At 56.5% G+C, this 17,766-nt stretch carries 13 protein-coding genes and 1 tRNA gene; 5 read left to right on the forward strand and 9 right to left on the reverse strand.

Features of this window, described 5'->3' with window-relative positions:
- Window positions 1-3: 3 nt before the first annotated feature.
- On the reverse strand, window positions 4-420 hold the full coding sequence (locus WCO56_00095; protein ID MEI7727941.1) for a hypothetical protein: 417 nt from the start codon (window positions 418-420) through the stop codon (window positions 4-6).
- Between the two features lie 358 nt (window positions 421-778).
- Complete coding sequence (locus WCO56_00100; GenBank protein MEI7727942.1) at window positions 779-1,018, reverse strand: hypothetical protein; 240 nt, start codon at window positions 1,016-1,018, stop codon at window positions 779-781.
- Window positions 1,019-1,355: 337 nt separating this feature from the next.
- On the opposite strand from WCO56_00100, the gene WCO56_00105 reads away from it, so the two are divergent.
- A tRNA-His gene (locus tag WCO56_00105) sits at window positions 1,356-1,432 on the forward strand.
- Window positions 1,433-1,463: 31 nt separating this feature from the next.
- Here the strand turns inward: WCO56_00105 and WCO56_00110 are convergent.
- The gene (locus WCO56_00110; GenBank protein ID MEI7727943.1) at window positions 1,464-2,147 is read right to left on the reverse strand and encodes a response regulator transcription factor; all 684 of its coding nucleotides are present in this window, start codon (window positions 2,145-2,147) and stop codon (window positions 1,464-1,466) included.
- A gap of 188 nt (window positions 2,148-2,335) precedes the next feature.
- On the opposite strand from WCO56_00110, the gene WCO56_00115 reads away from it, so the two are divergent.
- The 3 genes from WCO56_00115 to WCO56_00125 all read left to right on the forward strand — a co-directional run bounded on the left by WCO56_00115 (window position 2,336) and on the right by WCO56_00125 (window position 6,776).
- A complete protein-coding gene (locus WCO56_00115; GenBank protein MEI7727944.1) occupies window positions 2,336-3,643 on the forward strand; it encodes a glycoside hydrolase family 71/99-like protein in 1,308 nt (435 codons plus the stop codon).
- Between the two features lie 599 nt (window positions 3,644-4,242).
- The gene (locus WCO56_00120; protein ID MEI7727945.1) at window positions 4,243-5,931 is read left to right on the forward strand and encodes a hypothetical protein; all 1,689 of its coding nucleotides are present in this window, start codon (window positions 4,243-4,245) and stop codon (window positions 5,929-5,931) included.
- Between the two features lie 71 nt (window positions 5,932-6,002).
- Window positions 6,003-6,776 carry a ThuA domain-containing protein gene (locus tag WCO56_00125; protein MEI7727946.1) on the forward strand — a complete coding sequence of 258 codons (774 nt, stop codon included), beginning with the start codon at window positions 6,003-6,005 and terminating at the stop codon, window positions 6,774-6,776.
- Window positions 6,777-6,778: 2 nt separating this feature from the next.
- On the opposite strand, the gene WCO56_00130 is transcribed toward WCO56_00125, so the two are convergent.
- Entirely contained in the window at window positions 6,779-7,240 is a 462-nt protein-coding gene (locus WCO56_00130) for a CoA-binding protein (GenBank protein MEI7727947.1), read from the reverse strand.
- A gap of 247 nt (window positions 7,241-7,487) precedes the next feature.
- On the opposite strand from WCO56_00130, the gene WCO56_00135 reads away from it, so the two are divergent.
- Window positions 7,488-9,008: an RtcB family protein gene (locus tag WCO56_00135; protein ID MEI7727948.1), complete on the forward strand. Its 1,521-nt coding sequence runs from the start codon at window positions 7,488-7,490 to the stop codon at window positions 9,006-9,008.
- 7 nt (window positions 9,009-9,015) lie between these two features.
- Here the strand turns inward: WCO56_00135 and WCO56_00140 are convergent, their stop codons facing one another.
- The 5 genes from WCO56_00140 to WCO56_00160 all read right to left on the reverse strand — a co-directional run bounded on the left by WCO56_00140 (window position 9,016) and on the right by WCO56_00160 (window position 17,747).
- Window positions 9,016-9,759 carry a hypothetical protein gene (locus WCO56_00140; GenBank protein MEI7727949.1) on the reverse strand — a complete coding sequence of 248 codons (744 nt, stop codon included), beginning with the start codon at window positions 9,757-9,759 and terminating at the stop codon, window positions 9,016-9,018.
- A 96-nt stretch (window positions 9,760-9,855) separates the two neighbouring features.
- On the reverse strand, window positions 9,856-11,538 hold the full coding sequence (recN, locus tag WCO56_00145; GenBank protein MEI7727950.1) for a DNA repair protein RecN: 1,683 nt from the start codon (window positions 11,536-11,538) through the stop codon (window positions 9,856-9,858).
- Between the two features lie 71 nt (window positions 11,539-11,609).
- A complete protein-coding gene (locus WCO56_00150; protein MEI7727951.1) occupies window positions 11,610-14,798 on the reverse strand; it encodes a leucine-rich repeat domain-containing protein in 3,189 nt (1,062 codons plus the stop codon).
- Window positions 14,799-14,979: 181 nt separating this feature from the next.
- Window positions 14,980-16,299 (reverse strand): NCS2 family permease, encoded by a 1,320-nt coding sequence (locus WCO56_00155; protein ID MEI7727952.1) that lies wholly within the window; start codon window positions 16,297-16,299, stop codon window positions 14,980-14,982.
- Between the two features lie 68 nt (window positions 16,300-16,367).
- Window positions 16,368-17,747: a S8 family serine peptidase gene (locus WCO56_00160; GenBank protein MEI7727953.1), complete on the reverse strand. Its 1,380-nt coding sequence runs from the start codon at window positions 17,745-17,747 to the stop codon at window positions 16,368-16,370.
- Window positions 17,748-17,766 lie beyond the last annotated feature (19 nt).

A 17,766-nucleotide genomic window follows, 5' to 3' on the forward strand; every position in this document is an offset into this window, starting at 1 on the left:
GATTTAAATAGCGACCACGCAGGTAGTAAAAGCCCAGGTTCGGGTCATATTGCTCGCCGGTGTAGAGGCCAACGTCGTGAGGCGTCCAAATTCATCAAAGGAATAGACCAACGTTCCCACCGGCCCGCTGTTGGTGGTCAGCCGGTCACGGCTGTCGTACAGGTAACTGTAATTGCCACTGGCATCGGCCATGGTGGCGTGCTGGCCAGTGCTGGAATAGGTAAAGCGAACGAAATAACTGCCCGAGGTTTTGTTCGTCAGGCGGTTTAGCGCATCATACTGATTGGTGAGGATCACGCCGTTGAAATTGGTATAGCGGATTGGGTTGCCGCCGGCATCAAACGTAAAGCCCTCCGTCTGGCCGCCCGGTTGCACCGTGCGGATTTTCCGGCCCAGGGCATCGAACTCAAACCGGGGCATCCAGCCAAGGGCGGGTTGACCTGGACAGCACTGGATGTGGGTGGCCCTTGGGTTGGGACGTTCGGGTGAATATATGAGAGGGAGTACCTGCGTTTTTGCAAGGCATCGAACTCCAAGACCACCTTTCGCGAAGCGAACGTTCCACTGCGGGGCATCTGACTCGTGGCGGGCTTGGGAAGCCAACCTGCCTTTCACGCCATTTTTTCGGCGCTTTTGCGCCACGCAAATTGTTGGCATTCTGCCTGCTATTGGTTGCCGACTAAAAATAAAAATGCCATTCGTCGTTCCCAAAGCGGGTGACGAATGGCGGATTTGTATTTTTATCACCTATCCGCGACCAGATAAGCGGTGAAAATGATTATTGCTGTTCCTTTTTCTTGTGGGGAAACAACTTCTTGAGCTTTTCCTGGTCTTCGGCGCTCATCTTGGCCCGCTCTTCTTTGTCGAGCTTGCCATCTTTGTTGGTGTCATACTTTTCCAGCATTTCCTTGTACACAGCCTTCTGTTCATCGGTCATGCCTTTTTTGCCTTCGGCGGCAGACACGCTCATTGCAACGGCACACGCCAATGTCAAGGCCAGCACTACTAGTTTCTTCATATCTATTTAGTCTTTATTTTTGTTATTTTCGTTTCGGTCGCGTTTCGGCGACATTCGAGTTAGACGCACTTGCGTTGGAAAAGGTTACAATCACGCCAAGAAAAAAACAAGCTTTGCAACCTACTGTACAAGAATTAGTTATGAATGGCATTTATTAACGAAAGCAAGTCATCATCGGATAACTCACGATTTTATGAATCGTTAAAGGTTCCAGTTTATTGGTCTGGTCACGCAAGCCGTCAACGAATACCTGTCGAAGTATGCCTTTGAAAAATATTCCCAAATCAAGAGCTTGACGTGAGGCGATAAGGATTTTAGGCTTTGGCAGAACTGGTTGGTGGCCGTAGCTCAGTTGGTTAGAGCCCCAGATTGTGGATCTGGATGTCGCGGGTTCAAGTCCCGTCGGTCACCCCATTCCCAGCCGTTTTTCCCCATCGCGTCAAACTTAATCCGGCAGACCTTCTTCGATGGCGAACCGCATCAGATCGGCATTGTTGGCCAAACCGAGTTTTTCCATGGCGCGCGAGCGATAGGTGCTTACGGTTTTGATGCTGAGTCCGAGTTCGATGCCGATCGCCGTCATGGTCTTGCCGGCCGCAAAGCGCTGCAATACCTGCAATTCGCGATCTGACAAATTGTCCAGCTTGCGCAACGGGGTATCAGTGGTGCTCATTTCCATCACCAAGCGTTCGGCCAGCGAAGCGCTAATGTAAGGCCGGCCGGTCATCACATGTTGCACGGCTTCGATCAATTTTTCCGGGGCGGTTTCCTTGGTCATGTAGCCATTGGCACCCGCTTTGAACGCACGCATGGCATACTGTTCTTCAGCGTGAACGCTCAGGACGAGCACCGGCAGTTTGGGAAACTTGGGCCGCAACTGCTTCAGCACATCGAGCCCGTTCTTGCCTTGCATGGAAATATCGAGAATAATGATGTCCCAAAGGAACTCCTCCACTTTCTGAAGGGTTTCATCCGCGGAAGCGGTTTCGCCAAACACTGCGTTCGGAAACGCATCCGTCAGGATCTGCCGCAGACCGCGACGGACGATGGCGTGGTCATCAACGATGAGAATGCGCATAGCCTTGGTATCCTTGGCCTGCGCCGAATTTGTTTTTTGCGTTGTTGTCATAGGTTGTCGTTCCAAAACTGTACCCCGGGAAGCCGCTAATGCAACTGAAAATTTTGAGGAATTTCGCAAGCAGTTTTATCGCTTTCAATTATTCGCCGTTGGAGGCGCCCAAACTGGCCAGCCTGCAATCGGGTAATCCGTGTTGTCTGATTGACGGCCCTGCAAAAGCGGTGTTTAGATAGTGCCTGATGAAATTGATCACGTACCTTGTGTTACCATTCGCACTTGCCGGGTTGGCGGGCGCGGCCGATTCGCGCCAAGCCGCGCGCGACGCCGTGCTGGCGGAAACCCTCAAACCCTATACCGGCCCTTCCGTGCGCGGGGTGGATACCAGCACCCTCAGCAATAAAGTGGTTTGCGGGTATCAAGGCTGGTTCAACGCCGAGGGTGACGGGGCGGATCGCGGCTGGGTACACTGGACGAAAGGCAAAGGCGCGCTGGCACCGGGCAATGCCAAAATTGATTTCTGGCCCGACGTTTCCGAACTGGGCGCCGACGAACGGTTTGCCACCGGGTTCAAGCGACCGGATGGGCAACCCGCCGAGGTCTTCAGCTCGTTTAAAAACAAAACCGTGCTGCGCCACTTTGAGTGGATGCGCACCTACGGCATTGACGGGGCGTTGGTGCAGCGATTTGCCGTCGGCGTGAATGATCCTCGCTCGCTCCGGCAAAACAATACGGTGCTCGCGCACTGCCGCGAGGGGGCCAACCGCAGCGGGCGCGCTTATGCGGTCATGTATGATCTCAGCGGCCTGGGCACCAACCGCATCAGTATGGTCATGGACGATTGGCGGCTGCTGCGTACGCGCATGCACATCACGGAAGACCCGGCGTATCAGCGGCATCACGGCAAACCGCTCGTAGTCGTGTGGGGTGTTGGGTTCAACGACGGGCGCGCCTATACCATCGAGGAATGCCGGCGCTTGGTTGAGTTTCTGAAAAACGACGCGCAGGCCGGTGGCTGCACTGTCATGCTCGGGGTGCCCACCTCGTGGCGCGAGTTGAAACGCGACGCCGTCAACGATCCGGCGCTGTTGGAACTGCTCAAGCAGGCCGACATGGTCAGCCCCTGGACAGTTGGACGTTACCGCACCCCCGCCGATGTTTCACGCCACAGCGAGCGGTTCTTGAAGCCCGACCTGGTCTGGTGCCGCGAACACAAGTTGGATTATCTCCCCGTGGTGTTTCCCGGTTTCAGTTGGCACAACATGAAGGGGGCGCCGCTGGATCAAACGCCGCGGCTGCGCGGGCAATTTCTCTGGTCCCAATTCTGCGAGGTTAAAAAGGCGGGAGCCTCGATGGTCTATGTGGCCATGTTCGACGAGGTGGATGAAGGCACCGCCATTTTCAAATGCACCAATGATGTGCCGGTCAGCAATGAATCCCAGTTTGTGACCTACGAGGGGTTGCCGAGCGACCATTATCTCCGCCTCACCGGCGCGGGCGCAAAACTGATGCGCGGGGAAATCCCCCTGAGCGACCTGCCACCAAACTGAGTGATCGCTGGAAATTTGATGTTGTATTGGAGCGGATAGCCCCTTATGGCGAGGACCCGACTTTGAAAACGGGCCTGCTTGAATCCCACGGCACGCCGCCCCAGCAATACCCGGAGGCACATTAATTCCAATGAGCTTTCAAGCTGAGACTAAGGCGCGCCGGATTTTGAGCGGCTAGCGAGACGCGAGCGAGGCGCATACCCGTCCCGACCTGTCGGGATAACGAGCGAGCAACGAAGCCAGCAGCTCAGAAGACCAGCGAATTAGTCTCATCTTGATAGCGATTTGGAATAAACGGTGGTGGCGGCAAAGACCGGACAGCTCAATTCATCCGTCGGCGAACATGGTTGCAGGCTGCCGGTTCTTGCGCCGCCGAATTTTCCACCAGCCCATGCCGTGACAAGCTTGCCTGCGCCTATCAGTTCCATAAATTATAGGTGTTAAGTTTGCTTATAATAAGGATTGTCATTTCCCGGCTTCTTGGATAATTTTCCTGGCGGACACCTTTTAGCGCGGCCAGGTTCGGGGTGGTTGCCTGTAAGCTGGCAGGGTGGCCTGATCGCAGATTGAACGTCAGGTTGCGCTTTTCCAGGTTGCCTATGAGCATCAATGCTGAGTCGTTGAACCCTGCCGGGTCCGCCGAAAGACTGGACCGGATCGAAGCCAGACTGGCGCGGATCGAAGCCCAGTTGCAACTGGCGGCGCGCCGGGATGACAATCCTGCCACGGCAACGCCGGTGGCGGACGCCCGCGTTGCCTTGCCCGCTCCGGAGCCAAGCGGCAGCCGCGAGGATGAACTGGAGTTTGCCTTGGGGCAGACGTGGTTTGCCCGGGCGGGCATTCTGGTGCTGGCGCTTGGCGCCGGTTTTGCGTTGTCACTCCCCTATCCCGGGTTGCCTTCCGGCCTCCCCTCGTGTCTGGGATACGCGCTGGTCGGGGGGCTCTTTCTGGTAGCCCATCTGTGGCAGAAATCGTTCGAACTGGTCTCCCGCTATTTCCGGTCGGCGGCCATGGTGCTGCTCTTTTTTGCTACATTGCGCCTCTTTTTTTTCACACCGACACCGGCCCTCTCGATCACCACCCTGACCGGTAAATCACTGCTGTTGGTGGTGGCCGGCATCAACCTGACGATTGCACTCCGGCGTAAATCGCCCTGGCTGACCGCTCTGGCGCTGGGCATGGGCTATGCCACATCGTTGATACTAAATTCAGCGTGGTTTCTGTTTCCTGTGCTCGTGGGGTTGTCGGTCCTGGTGGTCTATGCGTGGGCGCAACATCGTTGGTCGGTCATTCTGCTGGCTGGCATGGGTGCCACCTACCTGACGTATTTGCTCTGGGCGATGAATAATCCTTTGCGGGGAAATGAACTGCGGATCGTCGGGGAGCCATTGAGCAGCGTTTTTTGCCTTTTGCTTTGCGGGGTGATCTTCGCGTTCCCATCCTTTTTCAGTCAAGCTCAGGAAGACAAGGAGTACCTGCTGAGCAGTCATGCCTTGTTCAATGCCAGCGCGTGTTTTGGACTGTTTTTGCTGCATACGGTCCTCGCGTTCGATTCGGTCCTCGTTTTTGCCCACCTGGTCGCTTCGGTCGTTTTTGTCGGAGTTGCGGCGGCGCTCTGGATGGTCAGGTCCAACCGGATCGCTTGCGCGTTTTATGCCATCACCGGCTATATGGCCATGAGTGTGGCCATTCTTAAGGCGTTTCCGGTTCCGGATATTTTCATCTGGTTATCGGCCCAAAGCCTGGTTGTGGTCGCCACGGCCTTATGGTTTCGTTCACCATTTATCGTCGTGGCCAATTTTTTCATCTACGTCGCCATAGTGCTTGGCTATATGTTCGTCGCCAAACGGGAGACCGGGATAAGCATTGGCTTCGGGCTGGTCGCCTTGGTCAGTGCCCGCATCCTGAACTGGCAACAGGAACGCTTGCAGTTGCGAACCGAGACGATGCGCAATGCCTATCTCGTCGTGGTGTTTGTCGTGTTCCCTTATGCCTCGCACCACTTGGTGCCCCGATCTCTGGTGGCCATATCCTGGGTGGCCCTCGCCGGACTGTACTACTTGCTCTGCCGGGTGCTTCACAATCAGAAATATCGGTGGATGGGGCATTTCACGCTACTGCTAACGGTATTCCATGTCCTGATGCTGGGCACCACTCAATTCAAACCGGAATATCGGATTCTCTCTTACCTCGTGCTCGGCACGGTCTTGGTGGTCATTTCGCTGACGTTCAGCCGACGGCGGACGCGCGAACAAGCCAAGGGAGTTGGCGAAAACCACGTCGAGTGAATTGGCAAGGCGGAAATTTTTCAGGAGTTGGCTTGCCAACGGCGTTGAAAAAGGCATCCTTTACGTCACGTATGAAAATTAATTTAAGCCGATTCCTGCTCGCCCTATTGGCATTCATTACCGGCCTCCCGCTGGCCGCCGGGGATGCCAAACCGCTGAAAGTGCTGTGGATGACCGGCGGCGGTTTCCACGATTACAAAGGGCTGACGCCTTCATTAACCCAGAGTATTCAGAAATACGCCAACGTCACCTTTGAGGTGGAATGGGATTACAAGAAACTGGCTAAACCCGGCTACGCCGATGGCTACGACGTGGTGGTGTATTTCTTTTCACAGCACGACAAGGACGGCAAGCCGATCGTGGATAACATCGCGGCGACCATCCGCGCCGGCAAACCGGCGGTCTTCATCCATGGCACCACGCATTCATTCCGGGCACTGGAACGCGACGCCTATTGTGAATCCATCGGGATGACTTCCACCCGGCATGACAAGGCTGGTCCCATCGCCACGAAAAAGGCGGAGGACCATCCGATCAGTCGCTTTTGGCCCGCCAACTGGAAGACCGAGAAGGATGAGCTGTATGAGAACGTGAAATTCTGGCCCAACGCCAAACCCCTGATGACCGCGTACAGCGACACCTCGAAGAAAGATCAGGTTGTCACTTGGGTCAACCAATACGGGAAGGCCCGCGTCTTTGGCACCACCTTGGGCCACGGGCCGCCGACCACCGATATGCCGGTGTACCACCAACTGTTGGCCAATGGCCTGCTGTGGGTATGCAACCAGTTGGATGACGCCGGTCAGCCCAAGCCCGGCTTTGGCGGCACCGGGGCCGCGAAGTAGGTTTAATCCATTTGGTGCGGATCCTGGCCGATGGCCACGATACTGCACGCTTGAATGACATTCAGGCCCAAACGCTCCGCTTCCACCATGACTTCCGGCGACTCAGACCCGGGATTCAACCAGAATTCCTCGCACCCTTTGCTGGCGATGTCCGGCAGCAGTTTGAGCACGACTGACGGCGGAACATACACACTGATTTTGGTCGGTCGCCCCGGCACATCCAGAATACTGCGATAGGCGGGAATGTTCTCCACTCGCAAATCTTTGGGATGGACTGGATAGACGATAAAACCCTGCTGCCGGAACGCCCGCACGGCTTTGTTACCGTACTTGCTCCGGTCATTCGACGCACCAATGATTGCCACGGTCTTAATCATGCTCTTCAGTGTATCGTATTTTGCCGAAATGTCCATGCGCGGATCATGCTCGCCACTCCCAGGCAGCGCGTAGCCACAGGATTCCATGGATCAAGACTTCTTGGGGAATCCGACCACCTGGCTTCGTGGGAACGGGCGAACTCCAAAAACATGTCGCTATTCGCAACTAAAAAGTCGTAGAATTTTTTATGACGAATGCCGTCGAAAGTACATGTTCCGGGTTCGAATTCCGATGGCTCCAACAGGTGGGGCCATAGCTCAATGGTAGAGCAGTCTTTCGGCACCTTTTGTCACACCTGTTACGGCAGCAATAAATGATGCATCCATAAATTTTATGAGCGATAACATACAAAATAGTTCCGTTCCCCATATCCATCCCACGGGTGAAGCCACCGGATATTTGCCAGCGCGCGACTCCAAGGGAAAGCCCATTACCGTGATCGCCACCCAGGCCATCCGGGACAGCTTTGACGCCACCTGCCTTGAACAGGCGCTTAACTCCCGCAGTGCCCCTGGAGTTACGGAACTGGTGTTGAATCCCGATGGACACGCCGGATACGGCGCGCCTGTGGGTTGCGTGCTAGTTTCCCCGACCCATATTTATCCCGGCCCGGTAGGGGTGGATATCAAATGCTCCATGAGCCTGTTGCAACTGGAGCTGCCGAACGATCAGGTGGATGACAAACCGATCCGCCGCTCCCTAATCAACGCCATCACTGAACGCACACCGACCGGGCCCGGTCGCGGACAACGCTCGGTTAAAAAGGGGCGTCCGGTTTCTGTCGAACTGGGGCGTCGCGTCGCCGTGGAGGGCGCTTCGGAAGGCGTGTGCCGCGAACTGGGAATTCCCACGGCCTGGGCGCAACGTTGCGAGGACGCATTTCATGTGGGACATTCCGGAACCCGGGATGATCTGGCCAATCGGCTGGAGTTTTTGTTGACCACCGGCAAGTTTGCTCGCTTCGAGGAAAAAGTGCGCCAGCTTGGATCATACGGCGGCGGAAATCATTTTGGCGAATGCGAGGCGGTGAAGATTGCCGACGATGCGCGCGCACGCCGGACGGCGGAAGTGTTTGGCTTGCGCGATGGGAATGTGGCGTTTCTCTCGCATTGCGGTTCACGCGGTTTTGGGTACCAGTTGGCCAAGGGCCAATTTCAAACCCTGCAGGCCAAGTTCGAGACCTGGAGCATTCCCCTGCCCGGCGCGGATCGCGAGTTAGTCTATGCGCCGTTAGGCACACCGGAGGCGGATGCCTATCTGGATGACATGGCGCTGGGCGGAAACTTTGCCACGGTAAACCACCTATTGATTAACGCGCTGGTCTTGGAGGCATTCCAGGAAATCATCCCGGGTGTAAAAGGTTCGCTGGTCTATTACATCAGCCACAACATTGCCCGGCGCGAGATTGTGGAAAACCGGGAATGCTGGGTGCATCGCAAGGGGGCAACCCGTGCGTTCCCAGCCGGACACCATGCGCTGAAGGACACGTTGTTCTACGAGACCGGTCACCCTATTCTGCTGCCGGGCAATCCCGCTGCCGGATCGTGTGTGATGGTAGCCAATGACGGTGCCGCGTTGAGTTGTTACAGCGTGAACCATGGCGCGGGCCGGGCCAAGGGACGCAAGGCGGCCATTCGCGAACTGGATCAGAAAACCGTGGACGCCGAATTCGTCGCCCATGATATCCTGACCAACTGCCGCCAGTATCCAAAGGATGAGGCGCCTGCCGCGTACAAGGATTTCAACGAAGTGTTGAACTCAGTCAAACTGGCCAACCTGGCCAGTGAAGTGGCACGGCTGAAAGCGCGCTTTGTCATCAAAGACTCGGATGAAAGCCTGAAAGGCGCGGCATAAAGCCAGGCTAATGCGCGATTACAGGCGGTTCTTCGCCGAAGCGTTCCGCGCCGCGCCAGGGATCAACCCGGATGGCGTTTTTCTCCAAGGGGGTACCTTGGGCATGACGACGCCACAGCCAGGCGGCAACGACGGCGTTGCGTGCCTTCACTACCGCAACTTTATCTTTTTCGGCCAATTCAGGGAATGAATTCAGGTGATCCGCTGGATGCGACAGGTCTGAATTGTCGAGTTCGGTATCATCCACCGGTTCCCCCAATTCATCGTATTCCGGCGGTGGCGGCGGGACCGGCTTGAGGGCGCTGATCAGAAAGTATGCGAATTTATCCGCCTGCCAGTTTAGGGCAGTGTTGATATCGGACGGAAGCCGATTCCGTAACGTTTCGACATCGGTCGGAAGCTTGGCCACCGGCACGACCTGCTCGCAATCCACCCAGAAGCCCAGCTCCTGATAGATGCTTTCCGTCGCCTGAAGTGCCGCGAAGGCATCCTCGACGAGTTGCGGCCATTGGATGGGGGTGGCACCTGCTTCGGCAAGCAGGTCGGACAACACCGGGGCAGAAACCATTTTTTCAACGGTGGGCGGGCCGGCCAACTCATTGGTATAAGCGCGAATGATGGCCGCCTCAAACCAGGTTCGCGCCTCCGTTTCGCTCGTGTCATACACAATAGTGTTGAGGCACCAATCGCGGAGCGATCCGCTCTGCGGGTCAAACTGGCTGATACACACGGTGAGGAGTGATGCGTTCATAGTTCAAGCTAAGTCAGAGTTGGCAGGGTGTCAAATCCATCACGTGTTGCCAAAACCACGCGGTAATCATTGGTTGTATCCTTCATGGCGGCTGGGCTATCTGGGTTGTTCCAACAGAGCAGTCGCGTGTTGCAACGCGGCTTTGCCGCCGCCCAGCATTCGGGCCAGCTCCTCGGCGCGCCGGGCCGGTTCCAATTGCTGGATGAGGGAGAGCGTCCGCCCGTCTTTCACCTGCTTGTCCACCACGTAATGCGCGTCCGCCGCCGCCGCCACCGGCGCAAGGTGGGTAATGCACAACACCTGGCGCTGGCGCGCGATCTGGCCCATCTTATCGCCCACCGCATGGGCGGTCTCGCCCCCGATATTGGCGTCCACTTCATCAAAAATCAGCACGGGAATCTCGTCCTCGGCCGCCAAAACGGTCTTCAACGCCAGCATCACCCGCGCCATTTCGCCCGAGGAGGCAATCGCGCGCAGCGCCCGCGGCGGCTCCCCTGGATTGGGTGCGAATTGGAATTCCACCGTATCAAAACCGCTGAGCGACGGCAGGGTGCCGTCTGCGGCCAGAGCGTTCTGGGTCGTCAGCGCGACGTCAAACCGACTTTGCTTGAAACCGAGTTCGGTTAGTTGCTTTTCCACGGCTTTGGCGAGCGGCGGGATCAATTTGCGGCGGCGGGCAGTGAGGTTGTCACCCGCTTTGCGCAAGGTGGCCCAATTACTTTCCAGTTCGGCTTGCAGCCGGGCCAGTTCGGCATCGCGACTCTCCAGACTCTGGAGCTTGGCGGCGGACGCCTCACCAAACGCGATGACATCGGCGAGGGTGCCGCCATATTTTCGTTTCAACGAGTGCAGCACGTTCACCCGCTCCTCGACCTCGCGGAGCCGGTCGGGGTCCAGGTCCAGCTTGTCCGCATAATGACTGAGTTCGGTGTGCAAATCGCGCAGCGCCTCGGCCAGCGGCGCGTGCGCCTCGGCCAGCGGCACAACCCCGGAATCCAGCCGCTGCAAATCCTGCAACAGCCGGCCCAGCGCCCCCATCTGGGTGAGCAGCGCGGGTTCGTTGTCCGCGAGGAGATTCTGGGCGCTTTGGCTGAGTTCCAGCAGCCGCGCGGCGTTGCTGGCGCGGCGGTACTCGGCTTCCACGACGGCCTCTTCATCCGGCTGCAGCCGGGCATTGCGGATTTCCTGAACCTGGAAGCGCAGCAAGTCCAGTTGTTGCGCGTAAGTCCGCTCATCCACAATCAGCGCGGCCTTGCTGGCCACCAGCACCTGGCGCTGCCGCAGCAAGCCGGCAAACGCATCGCACTGGGGTTCCAGTTTTCCGAACGCATCCAGGATGGCGAGTTGACGCGCGGCATGCAGCAGGGATTGGTGGTCGTGCGGGCCGTGCATGTCCACCAGCCATTCGCCCAGCGCCGCCAGGGTGTTGAGGGTGGCCGGGGAACCGTTGACAAACTGCCGGTTGGCGCCGGCGGCGGTAAAGGCGCGCTTGAGGAAAAGCTGTCCATCCGCGCAAGGTTCCAGCCCATTTTCCTCCAGGAAACTTTTCAGCGGCGCGCGCAAGCGCCCCACCTCAAACACGGCCTCCACCGAACATCCATCGCAGCCGGCGCGAATCAGGGAACGGTCAGCCCGCTCGCCCAGCACCAGGTTGAGCGCGCCAATGATGATGGATTTGCCCGCGCCGGTCTCACCCGTAATGGCGTTGAAGCCGGGTTGCAGTTCGACCGTCAGGTCTTCCACCAAGGCCAAGTTTCGTATGCGCAACGTCGTCAGCATGACACAATGCTACCGCGCAAACTTTGGCCGTTGGCCGGCGTTTGCGCAAGCACGAAAGCCCTTGCCCAAAGCTAATAAGCCAGCAACCGATAGAACCGATATGGGCCCGAAGCTGGGATATTTGAGAACGTGGTCGTGGCGGCCCCGTTGGTTATAAAAATCGAAGGCAGCCAGACCTTCAGATCAGAAGAAACCTGCACTTGGAATACTTGGCCGGGATCGCCAGTAACAGTGGATTGAAAGAAATTTCCGGGCACCTTCAGGGAATTGCTTAGACGGATGATGGTCAGGGATCGTTGCGGCAGATAGGAAACGCTGACCAGCCGGTTGGTCAAACCCTGAATGACAGTCATGGCCGTGGAGGAGTTGTTGGTATTAAGCACATTGAACCGGAGATCCGTGTACCCAAGGTTCGTCAACGTGGCCAGGCTGTCTATGTTTGCCAGGCTGTTGGAGCTTAGATAAAGCCAGCGCAAAGCGGCCATTCCGGAAAGACTGCGAAGGTCGCTGATGGAATTCCCGTCCAAAACCAGGCTCTGCAAATTGGTCAGTCCCGCCAACGGTGAGAGGTCCGAGATCGCATTGTTTGCCAGCCCAAGACTATACATCTGCCGCAAGGGAGCAAGGAAGGCAAGGTTGGTGATGTGGTCGTCGTTGGCGTAAAAACTGCTCAGGTTGGTCAGTTGGGAAACGGGTACGAAATTTTGAATGTGCGTATTGCCCACTCCAAGGCTGTAGAGCGTCAGGTTGTTCGTGAGCGGAGCGAGGTCGGTGAGCGGAGTTTGATTCAGGGTGAGAATGTTGAGAATCGTCATGTTCGACGTGAAATCCAGCCGGGTGATCGGCGTGCCATCCAAATACAGGTAGGAGAGGTGGGGGAAGTTGGCGAGCAAGTCGGCGTTGGTGAACGGATTATTTTGCAAGCTCAACACTTCAAGATCCAGTCCAACCATCGGCGCTAGGTTGTCAATGTGATTATCGCTCAGATCCAGAAAAAGCACCTGCGGCAAATTCGTGAGACAGGAGATGTCCCGGAGGCTGTTTGCGGGGGCGTCCAGCTCATACAACGCGGGAAGCTTGAGATTTGCCGGGAAGTTGGAAATTGCATTGTATCCTACGTTCAACCGCGTGAGCAGGGTCAGATTGGTGACGCTGGCGAGATCGGTGATCATGTCGTTGTACAATTCCAGATCGAGCAACTGAGGCAAGGGAGCGAGAAAACTCAGGTCGGGGAGCGGGTAATTATCAACGACAAGACTGGTGAGCTTGGTCAGGGCTCCCAGACGATTGGGGTTCAGCAGCGGCGTATTCCCGTTGACACCTGAGATTCGCAAGATGGTCAAATTGACGGCATACTGAATGCCCTCCAAGTCCAGCGCGGGATCGCCCCAATTGGCGTTCACATCCAGATTCGTGAGCGTGGCCATATCAACGGGTGAAATGTCTCCGGAGGATTTGCCCAGGCTTTGGCGAATGGCACTCTCCAGGCTGGCATTGGGAAAGTTCACCACGGTGACCACTTGAAGGCGAGCCTCATCGCTATAAACGCGCCCCCCGAATTCATCGGTCACCACCGCATAGTATCCCCCCGCATCCCCAACGAGTGTGTTGGAGATGGTGAGCAGGCTGTTGGTAGCCCCAGCCACACGGGCATCGTTGGTTAGACGGACGTCATTGAGATACCATTGATAATACAAGACCGGCGGAACATTGGTGGTGCTGGCCAAGACCTGAAAGGCCGTGTTCCCGCCAAGGCCCACGCCCGCATCAAACGGTTGCCGGGTGATAATCGGGCACAGATTCTGCGGGAGAAACGTCACGTTCACACTGCGCTGGCTAAGCGACTGGATGATATTGGTGGCGATTGAGCCCGGACTAAGGTCAAGGTCATTACCGCTGACATCCACTTGGTAGAGATTGCTGATCGTGAGCAAGGTGGAGATGTTCGCCAGTTGATTGCCCTGGAGATTCAGATAAGCAAGATTGGCTTTATTGGTTAACGGGCCCAGACGAAAAATCCGGTTTCCGGACAGGCTAAGGTTGTTCAAAAGGGTAAGTGAACTCAGGGGGGCCAGGTTCGTGATCAAGTTGTAATTGGCGCTGAGATTGTAAAGATTCGTCAATCCACTGATCGGAGTAAGATCGAACACCTGATTATTGTCAAAGGTCAGATCGTTCAAGTTCGGCAATATTGCCAGCGGAGCCAGATTGGATAGTTGGTTGACGCCCAGGTTCAAAGTAGAGAGGTTGCTCAAAGCGGCCAGCGGTGGGAGGATGCCAATGGCGTTGCCGTGAGCGTCGAGGAATGTCAACGCCACACAATTGGTCAGCGGGGAAAGATCCGATACGACATTATCGTTGAGCGTGAGAGACTGAAGATTCTTTAGCGCCGCAATGGGAGCGAGGTTGGTAATCGCGTTGCGTTGCAGATCAAGCAAGGTCATGGCCGTGAGATTGGTCAGCGGCGAAAGGTCCGCTAACGTATTATTATAGCCAAGGTCCAATTCTCGCAAACGGGTCAGGCCTGACAAAAAGGTGATATTGGAAATTACATCACCGCTAAGACCGAGGGCCGCGAGTTGGGTCATGGCGGACAGCGTCGTGATATTGGTCGCTGGATTCCCACGAAGATACAGACTGGTCAAGTTGGTCAGCGCCAAAACCGGAGTTACATCGCCAATATCATTATAACTGGCATTGAACCATTGCAGGTGAGGCATGGTGGCAGCAAATTCCATATTGAGAAGCCCGTTGAAGCTAATGTCCAGATTTGTCATGTGTACCAGCGTGCCCAAGGGCGTGGGGTCGGTGAACGAGTTCACGAGCAGTCCCACCCATTGCAAATTGGTCATACCGGTCAGCGGAGTGATGTCCGCGATCTGATCCCAGTATATAAAGGCCCGCCAAAGCTTGTGCAAATTCGTGATGAACGCAAGGTCGGTGTGCGGATTGAACGCCAGCGAGAGTTGGGTCAGGTTGGTGAGCCCGGCGATACCCGAGTAATTGGTAATGGTATTGCCGTTTAAATCGAGCAGGTCCAGATTCCGGGCGTTTTCCAAGCCAGTGGTATCGCCAATCCCCAGGTTACTGCCGTTCAGGTTGGTCAAAGTCAGCATCTGCGCGGCAGTAATCGGCCCGACCGGAATCCCAAGCTGATTCCGCACTGCGCTTTCCATGTTCGGGTCGGGGAACGTGACCGTTTGGGCGTTTACCGCCGACGGTTGCAATAGCACAATGCCAGCGACAACCAATCCGGCCATGGCACTGAATAGTCGGAATGTTAAATTACATATGCTTATTTTTATACTTAGCATGGCTTATTTTATAACCCACGTCCACAGGCCTGTCGAGTGTTTTTTGTGTGACAAGTTATAACCTCCTGACGGTCAGTGAAAACCGGAAGAACCACCCTGACTGCCGTAAGCCGCCGTTATTCCGCGCTCAGCGAAACAGGATGTGCAGCAGAAAGAGAAATCCCAGGATATAGCCCAGCGGGGTGATTTCGCGACCGCGTCCCGTGCCGATCGCCATGCAGACATAGACCAGGAAACCGATGGCCAGCCCCTCGCTGATGCTAAAGGTCAGCGGCATCAGGATCATAGTCAGGACTGCCGGGGCGGCCTTGGCGAAATCCGTGAGGGCCAGGCGAGTGACGCCTTGCATCATGAAAATGCCCACCATTACCAGCGCCGGTGCGGTGGCCACCGCCGGGATCATCTTGATGAGCGGATGGAAAAACAGGGCCAGCAGGAAGCAAACAGCCACGACCAGCGACGTCATGCCAGTGCGGCCACCTTCTTCCACTCCGGCGGCAGACTCGATGTAGCTCGTGACAGTGGAAGTGCCCAGGCAGGCTCCGACCATGGCCGCCGAGGCATCCGCCGTCAGCGCGCGCCCCACTTTGGGTAACTGCCCATGCGCATCAAGCAGGTTGGCACGGGCCGAGACGCCAATCAGCGTGCCCATGTTGTCAAACAGATCCACAAACAGCAGCGCGAACACCAGTGGCAGCGTCACCCGCAGATTATCGAATACGTAACCCACATCCAGTTTCATGAACGTGGGCGCGAGCGAGGCGGGCCAATCCACCAGTTTGGCGGGCAGTTGGGTCAAGGCTCCCTTGCCATCTGCCGCAGGCACCAGCAGGCCGACCAGAGTCAGGGCGATGATGGACAGGATCATCGCGCCACGCACCTTTCGCCAGATCAGGATGGCGGCGAGCAAAATGCCGGACAAAACCAACAGCGCGGAAGGGGAGCCCAGATTGCCCGCCGTCACAAAGGTGACGGGATGACTGGCGATGATGCCGCCGTTTTTCAGCCCGATGAAGAGAATGAACAGCCCGATGCCGCTCGAAATGGCGATCTTCATCTCCATCGGCATCGCCTCCATAATTTGGCGGCGGATGCCGGTCAACGACAGGACTAGAAAAATCGCCCCGCTGCAAAACACCATGCCCAGTGCGGCGGGCCATGGGATTTTCATGCCGATGCAAATGGTGTAGGTGAAAAAGGCATTCATGCCCATGCCGGGCGCGAGGGCGATGGGGTAATTCGTGGCAAGTGCCATGACGATGGTCATCAACGCCGAGGCCAGCGCGGTGGCGGTCAGCACCGCCCCGAAATCCATGCCCCCGGCGGAGAGGATGGCCGGATTGACGGCCAGGATGTACGACATGGCCGCAAACGTGGTCAGGCCGGCGGTAATCTCACGGCGTACCGTGGATTGGTGTGCGCTGATTTTGAAGAAGTGATCAAACATTTGGGCGAACGAACGTGGCAGGATATTTGAAAGGGTGGGCGTTAGTCGCTAAAAGTACGGTGCCATCATCACTTTTTGGGAGACGGTAAAAGTTGGTTCAGCAGCGCCCGAATGTCAACGGAGTTCTTTTTAGTTTTGTCAGCTAAAGCAGCGGCTAGGCCGGCAGTGAAGGCAGACGAAGTGGAAGTGCCGGTCATGATAAAGGACTGTCCCCCGTAGCTGACAATGACGCTGGGGGGGCCCACCAACGAGACGTTTCCGCCATAGTTGGCAAAGGTGGCGATGTTGCCATTTTTGTCGCCAGCAGTGATGGCCAACACTTCCGGATACGCGGCGGGATAACTGGGAGTCGGGTTGCCATCGTTGCCGGCGGCGGCAATTACCAGAATGCCCTTGTTATAGGCTTGTGTGATCACAGAGTGCAACAAAGCGTTATCTCCGTTGCCCGCCAAGCTGAGATTGATGACGTTGGCTCCGCTGTTAATCGCTTGCTCAATCCCCATGGCCACATCAAAAGTGGTCGTACTGACATTGTTGCCATACACGTCCACCGGCAGAATCCGCACACTGGAAGATCCCGATTTATAAATGGCGTTCATCCCTTGCAGGATGGCGCTCTCCATGCCGGTACCATGAGTAGGTTCCGTGCCGTTAGGGTTGGCATCGCCCGCCACGGAAATACTGGGCAATAGAAAGGCATCGGTGGGAGCTTTGGTGCGCTGCACCGTGGTATCTATTAACCCCACCACCACGCCACTTCCCGAGCCAAGCGGTTTGGCGGTAAGCTGAATATCAGGCGTGGAACCGGCCATTGAAGAGTCAAAACCGCGCGGGCGATCCATATAATAATTGGAATCCAAACTGGTCACAGCCGCATTGCCTTGCAGCGCACTGCGTGCGGCGTTGGCGGCGCTTTCCGAATCAAACTTCAACCGGTATGCGTTTTTCCCATCCATGCGTCCGATGATTTTTGCGCCCAAGCTTTTCGCCAGAGCCTCGGCATCCGTACCGGGTTTCAGCCTGACCACCAATTCATCCGGGATCGGCTTGGCCGTCTTATCCACTTCCGGCGCAACCTGCTGGGTGGCATCGCGCACGGAATTTTTGAACACATACAGTTTATAGGGCTCATCCTTGTGTGAAGGCGGGGTGAGGGCAAAACTCAGGTTGCCGAACATGCGCCGCATGGCTTCGCCCACCGGTTGCTGTTTGAACTTGGCGGAAACCGGCAGGGAGGCAGTGGGGTCCATGAACACCAACCAGCCCGTGACGCGCGCAAATTTGCTGAGAAACACCGGCAACGGCGCCTCGTGGATTTCAGCCGTCAACGCCATGCGTTGGCGATCCCACGAAAGGCTATTCGTAGGCGCAGCGGCGGCGGCAGACAACAGCCCGCACAGCAGCAACATCCCGCCCATCCATCTCAACGCGATCCATGGCCTATTCATAAGTACACTCTATACCATA

Source organism: Verrucomicrobiota bacterium (genome assembly GCA_037139415.1).
Lineage (GTDB): Bacteria > Verrucomicrobiota > Verrucomicrobiia > Limisphaerales > Fontisphaeraceae > JBAXGN01.

Excerpts from the sequence above, each read along its gene's own strand:
- WCO56_00095 (MEI7727941.1), bottom strand. The coding sequence starts at position 420 with ATGCCCCGGTTTGAGTTCGATGCCCTGGGCCGGAAAATCCGCACGGTG.
- WCO56_00100 (MEI7727942.1), bottom strand. The coding sequence starts at position 1,018 with ATGAAGAAACTAGTAGTGCTGGCCTTGACATTGGCGTGTGCCGTTGCA.
- WCO56_00110 (MEI7727943.1), bottom strand. The coding sequence starts at position 2,147 with ATGACAACAACGCAAAAAACAAATTCGGCGCAGGCCAAGGATACCAAG.
- WCO56_00115 (MEI7727944.1), top strand. The coding sequence starts at position 2,336 with ATGAAATTGATCACGTACCTTGTGTTACCATTCGCACTTGCCGGGTTG.
- WCO56_00120 (MEI7727945.1), top strand. The coding sequence starts at position 4,243 with ATGAGCATCAATGCTGAGTCGTTGAACCCTGCCGGGTCCGCCGAAAGA.
- WCO56_00125 (MEI7727946.1), top strand. The coding sequence starts at position 6,003 with ATGAAAATTAATTTAAGCCGATTCCTGCTCGCCCTATTGGCATTCATT.
- WCO56_00130 (MEI7727947.1), bottom strand. The coding sequence starts at position 7,240 with ATGGAATCCTGTGGCTACGCGCTGCCTGGGAGTGGCGAGCATGATCCG.
- WCO56_00135 (MEI7727948.1), top strand. The coding sequence starts at position 7,488 with ATGAGCGATAACATACAAAATAGTTCCGTTCCCCATATCCATCCCACG.
- WCO56_00140 (MEI7727949.1), bottom strand. The coding sequence starts at position 9,759 with ATGAACGCATCACTCCTCACCGTGTGTATCAGCCAGTTTGACCCGCAG.
- recN (MEI7727950.1), bottom strand. The coding sequence starts at position 11,538 with ATGCTGACGACGTTGCGCATACGAAACTTGGCCTTGGTGGAAGACCTG.
- WCO56_00150 (MEI7727951.1), bottom strand. The coding sequence starts at position 14,798 with ATGGCCGGATTGGTTGTCGCTGGCATTGTGCTATTGCAACCGTCGGCG.
- WCO56_00155 (MEI7727952.1), bottom strand. The coding sequence starts at position 16,299 with ATGTTTGATCACTTCTTCAAAATCAGCGCACACCAATCCACGGTACGC.
- WCO56_00160 (MEI7727953.1), bottom strand. The coding sequence starts at position 17,747 with ATGAATAGGCCATGGATCGCGTTGAGATGGATGGGCGGGATGTTGCTG.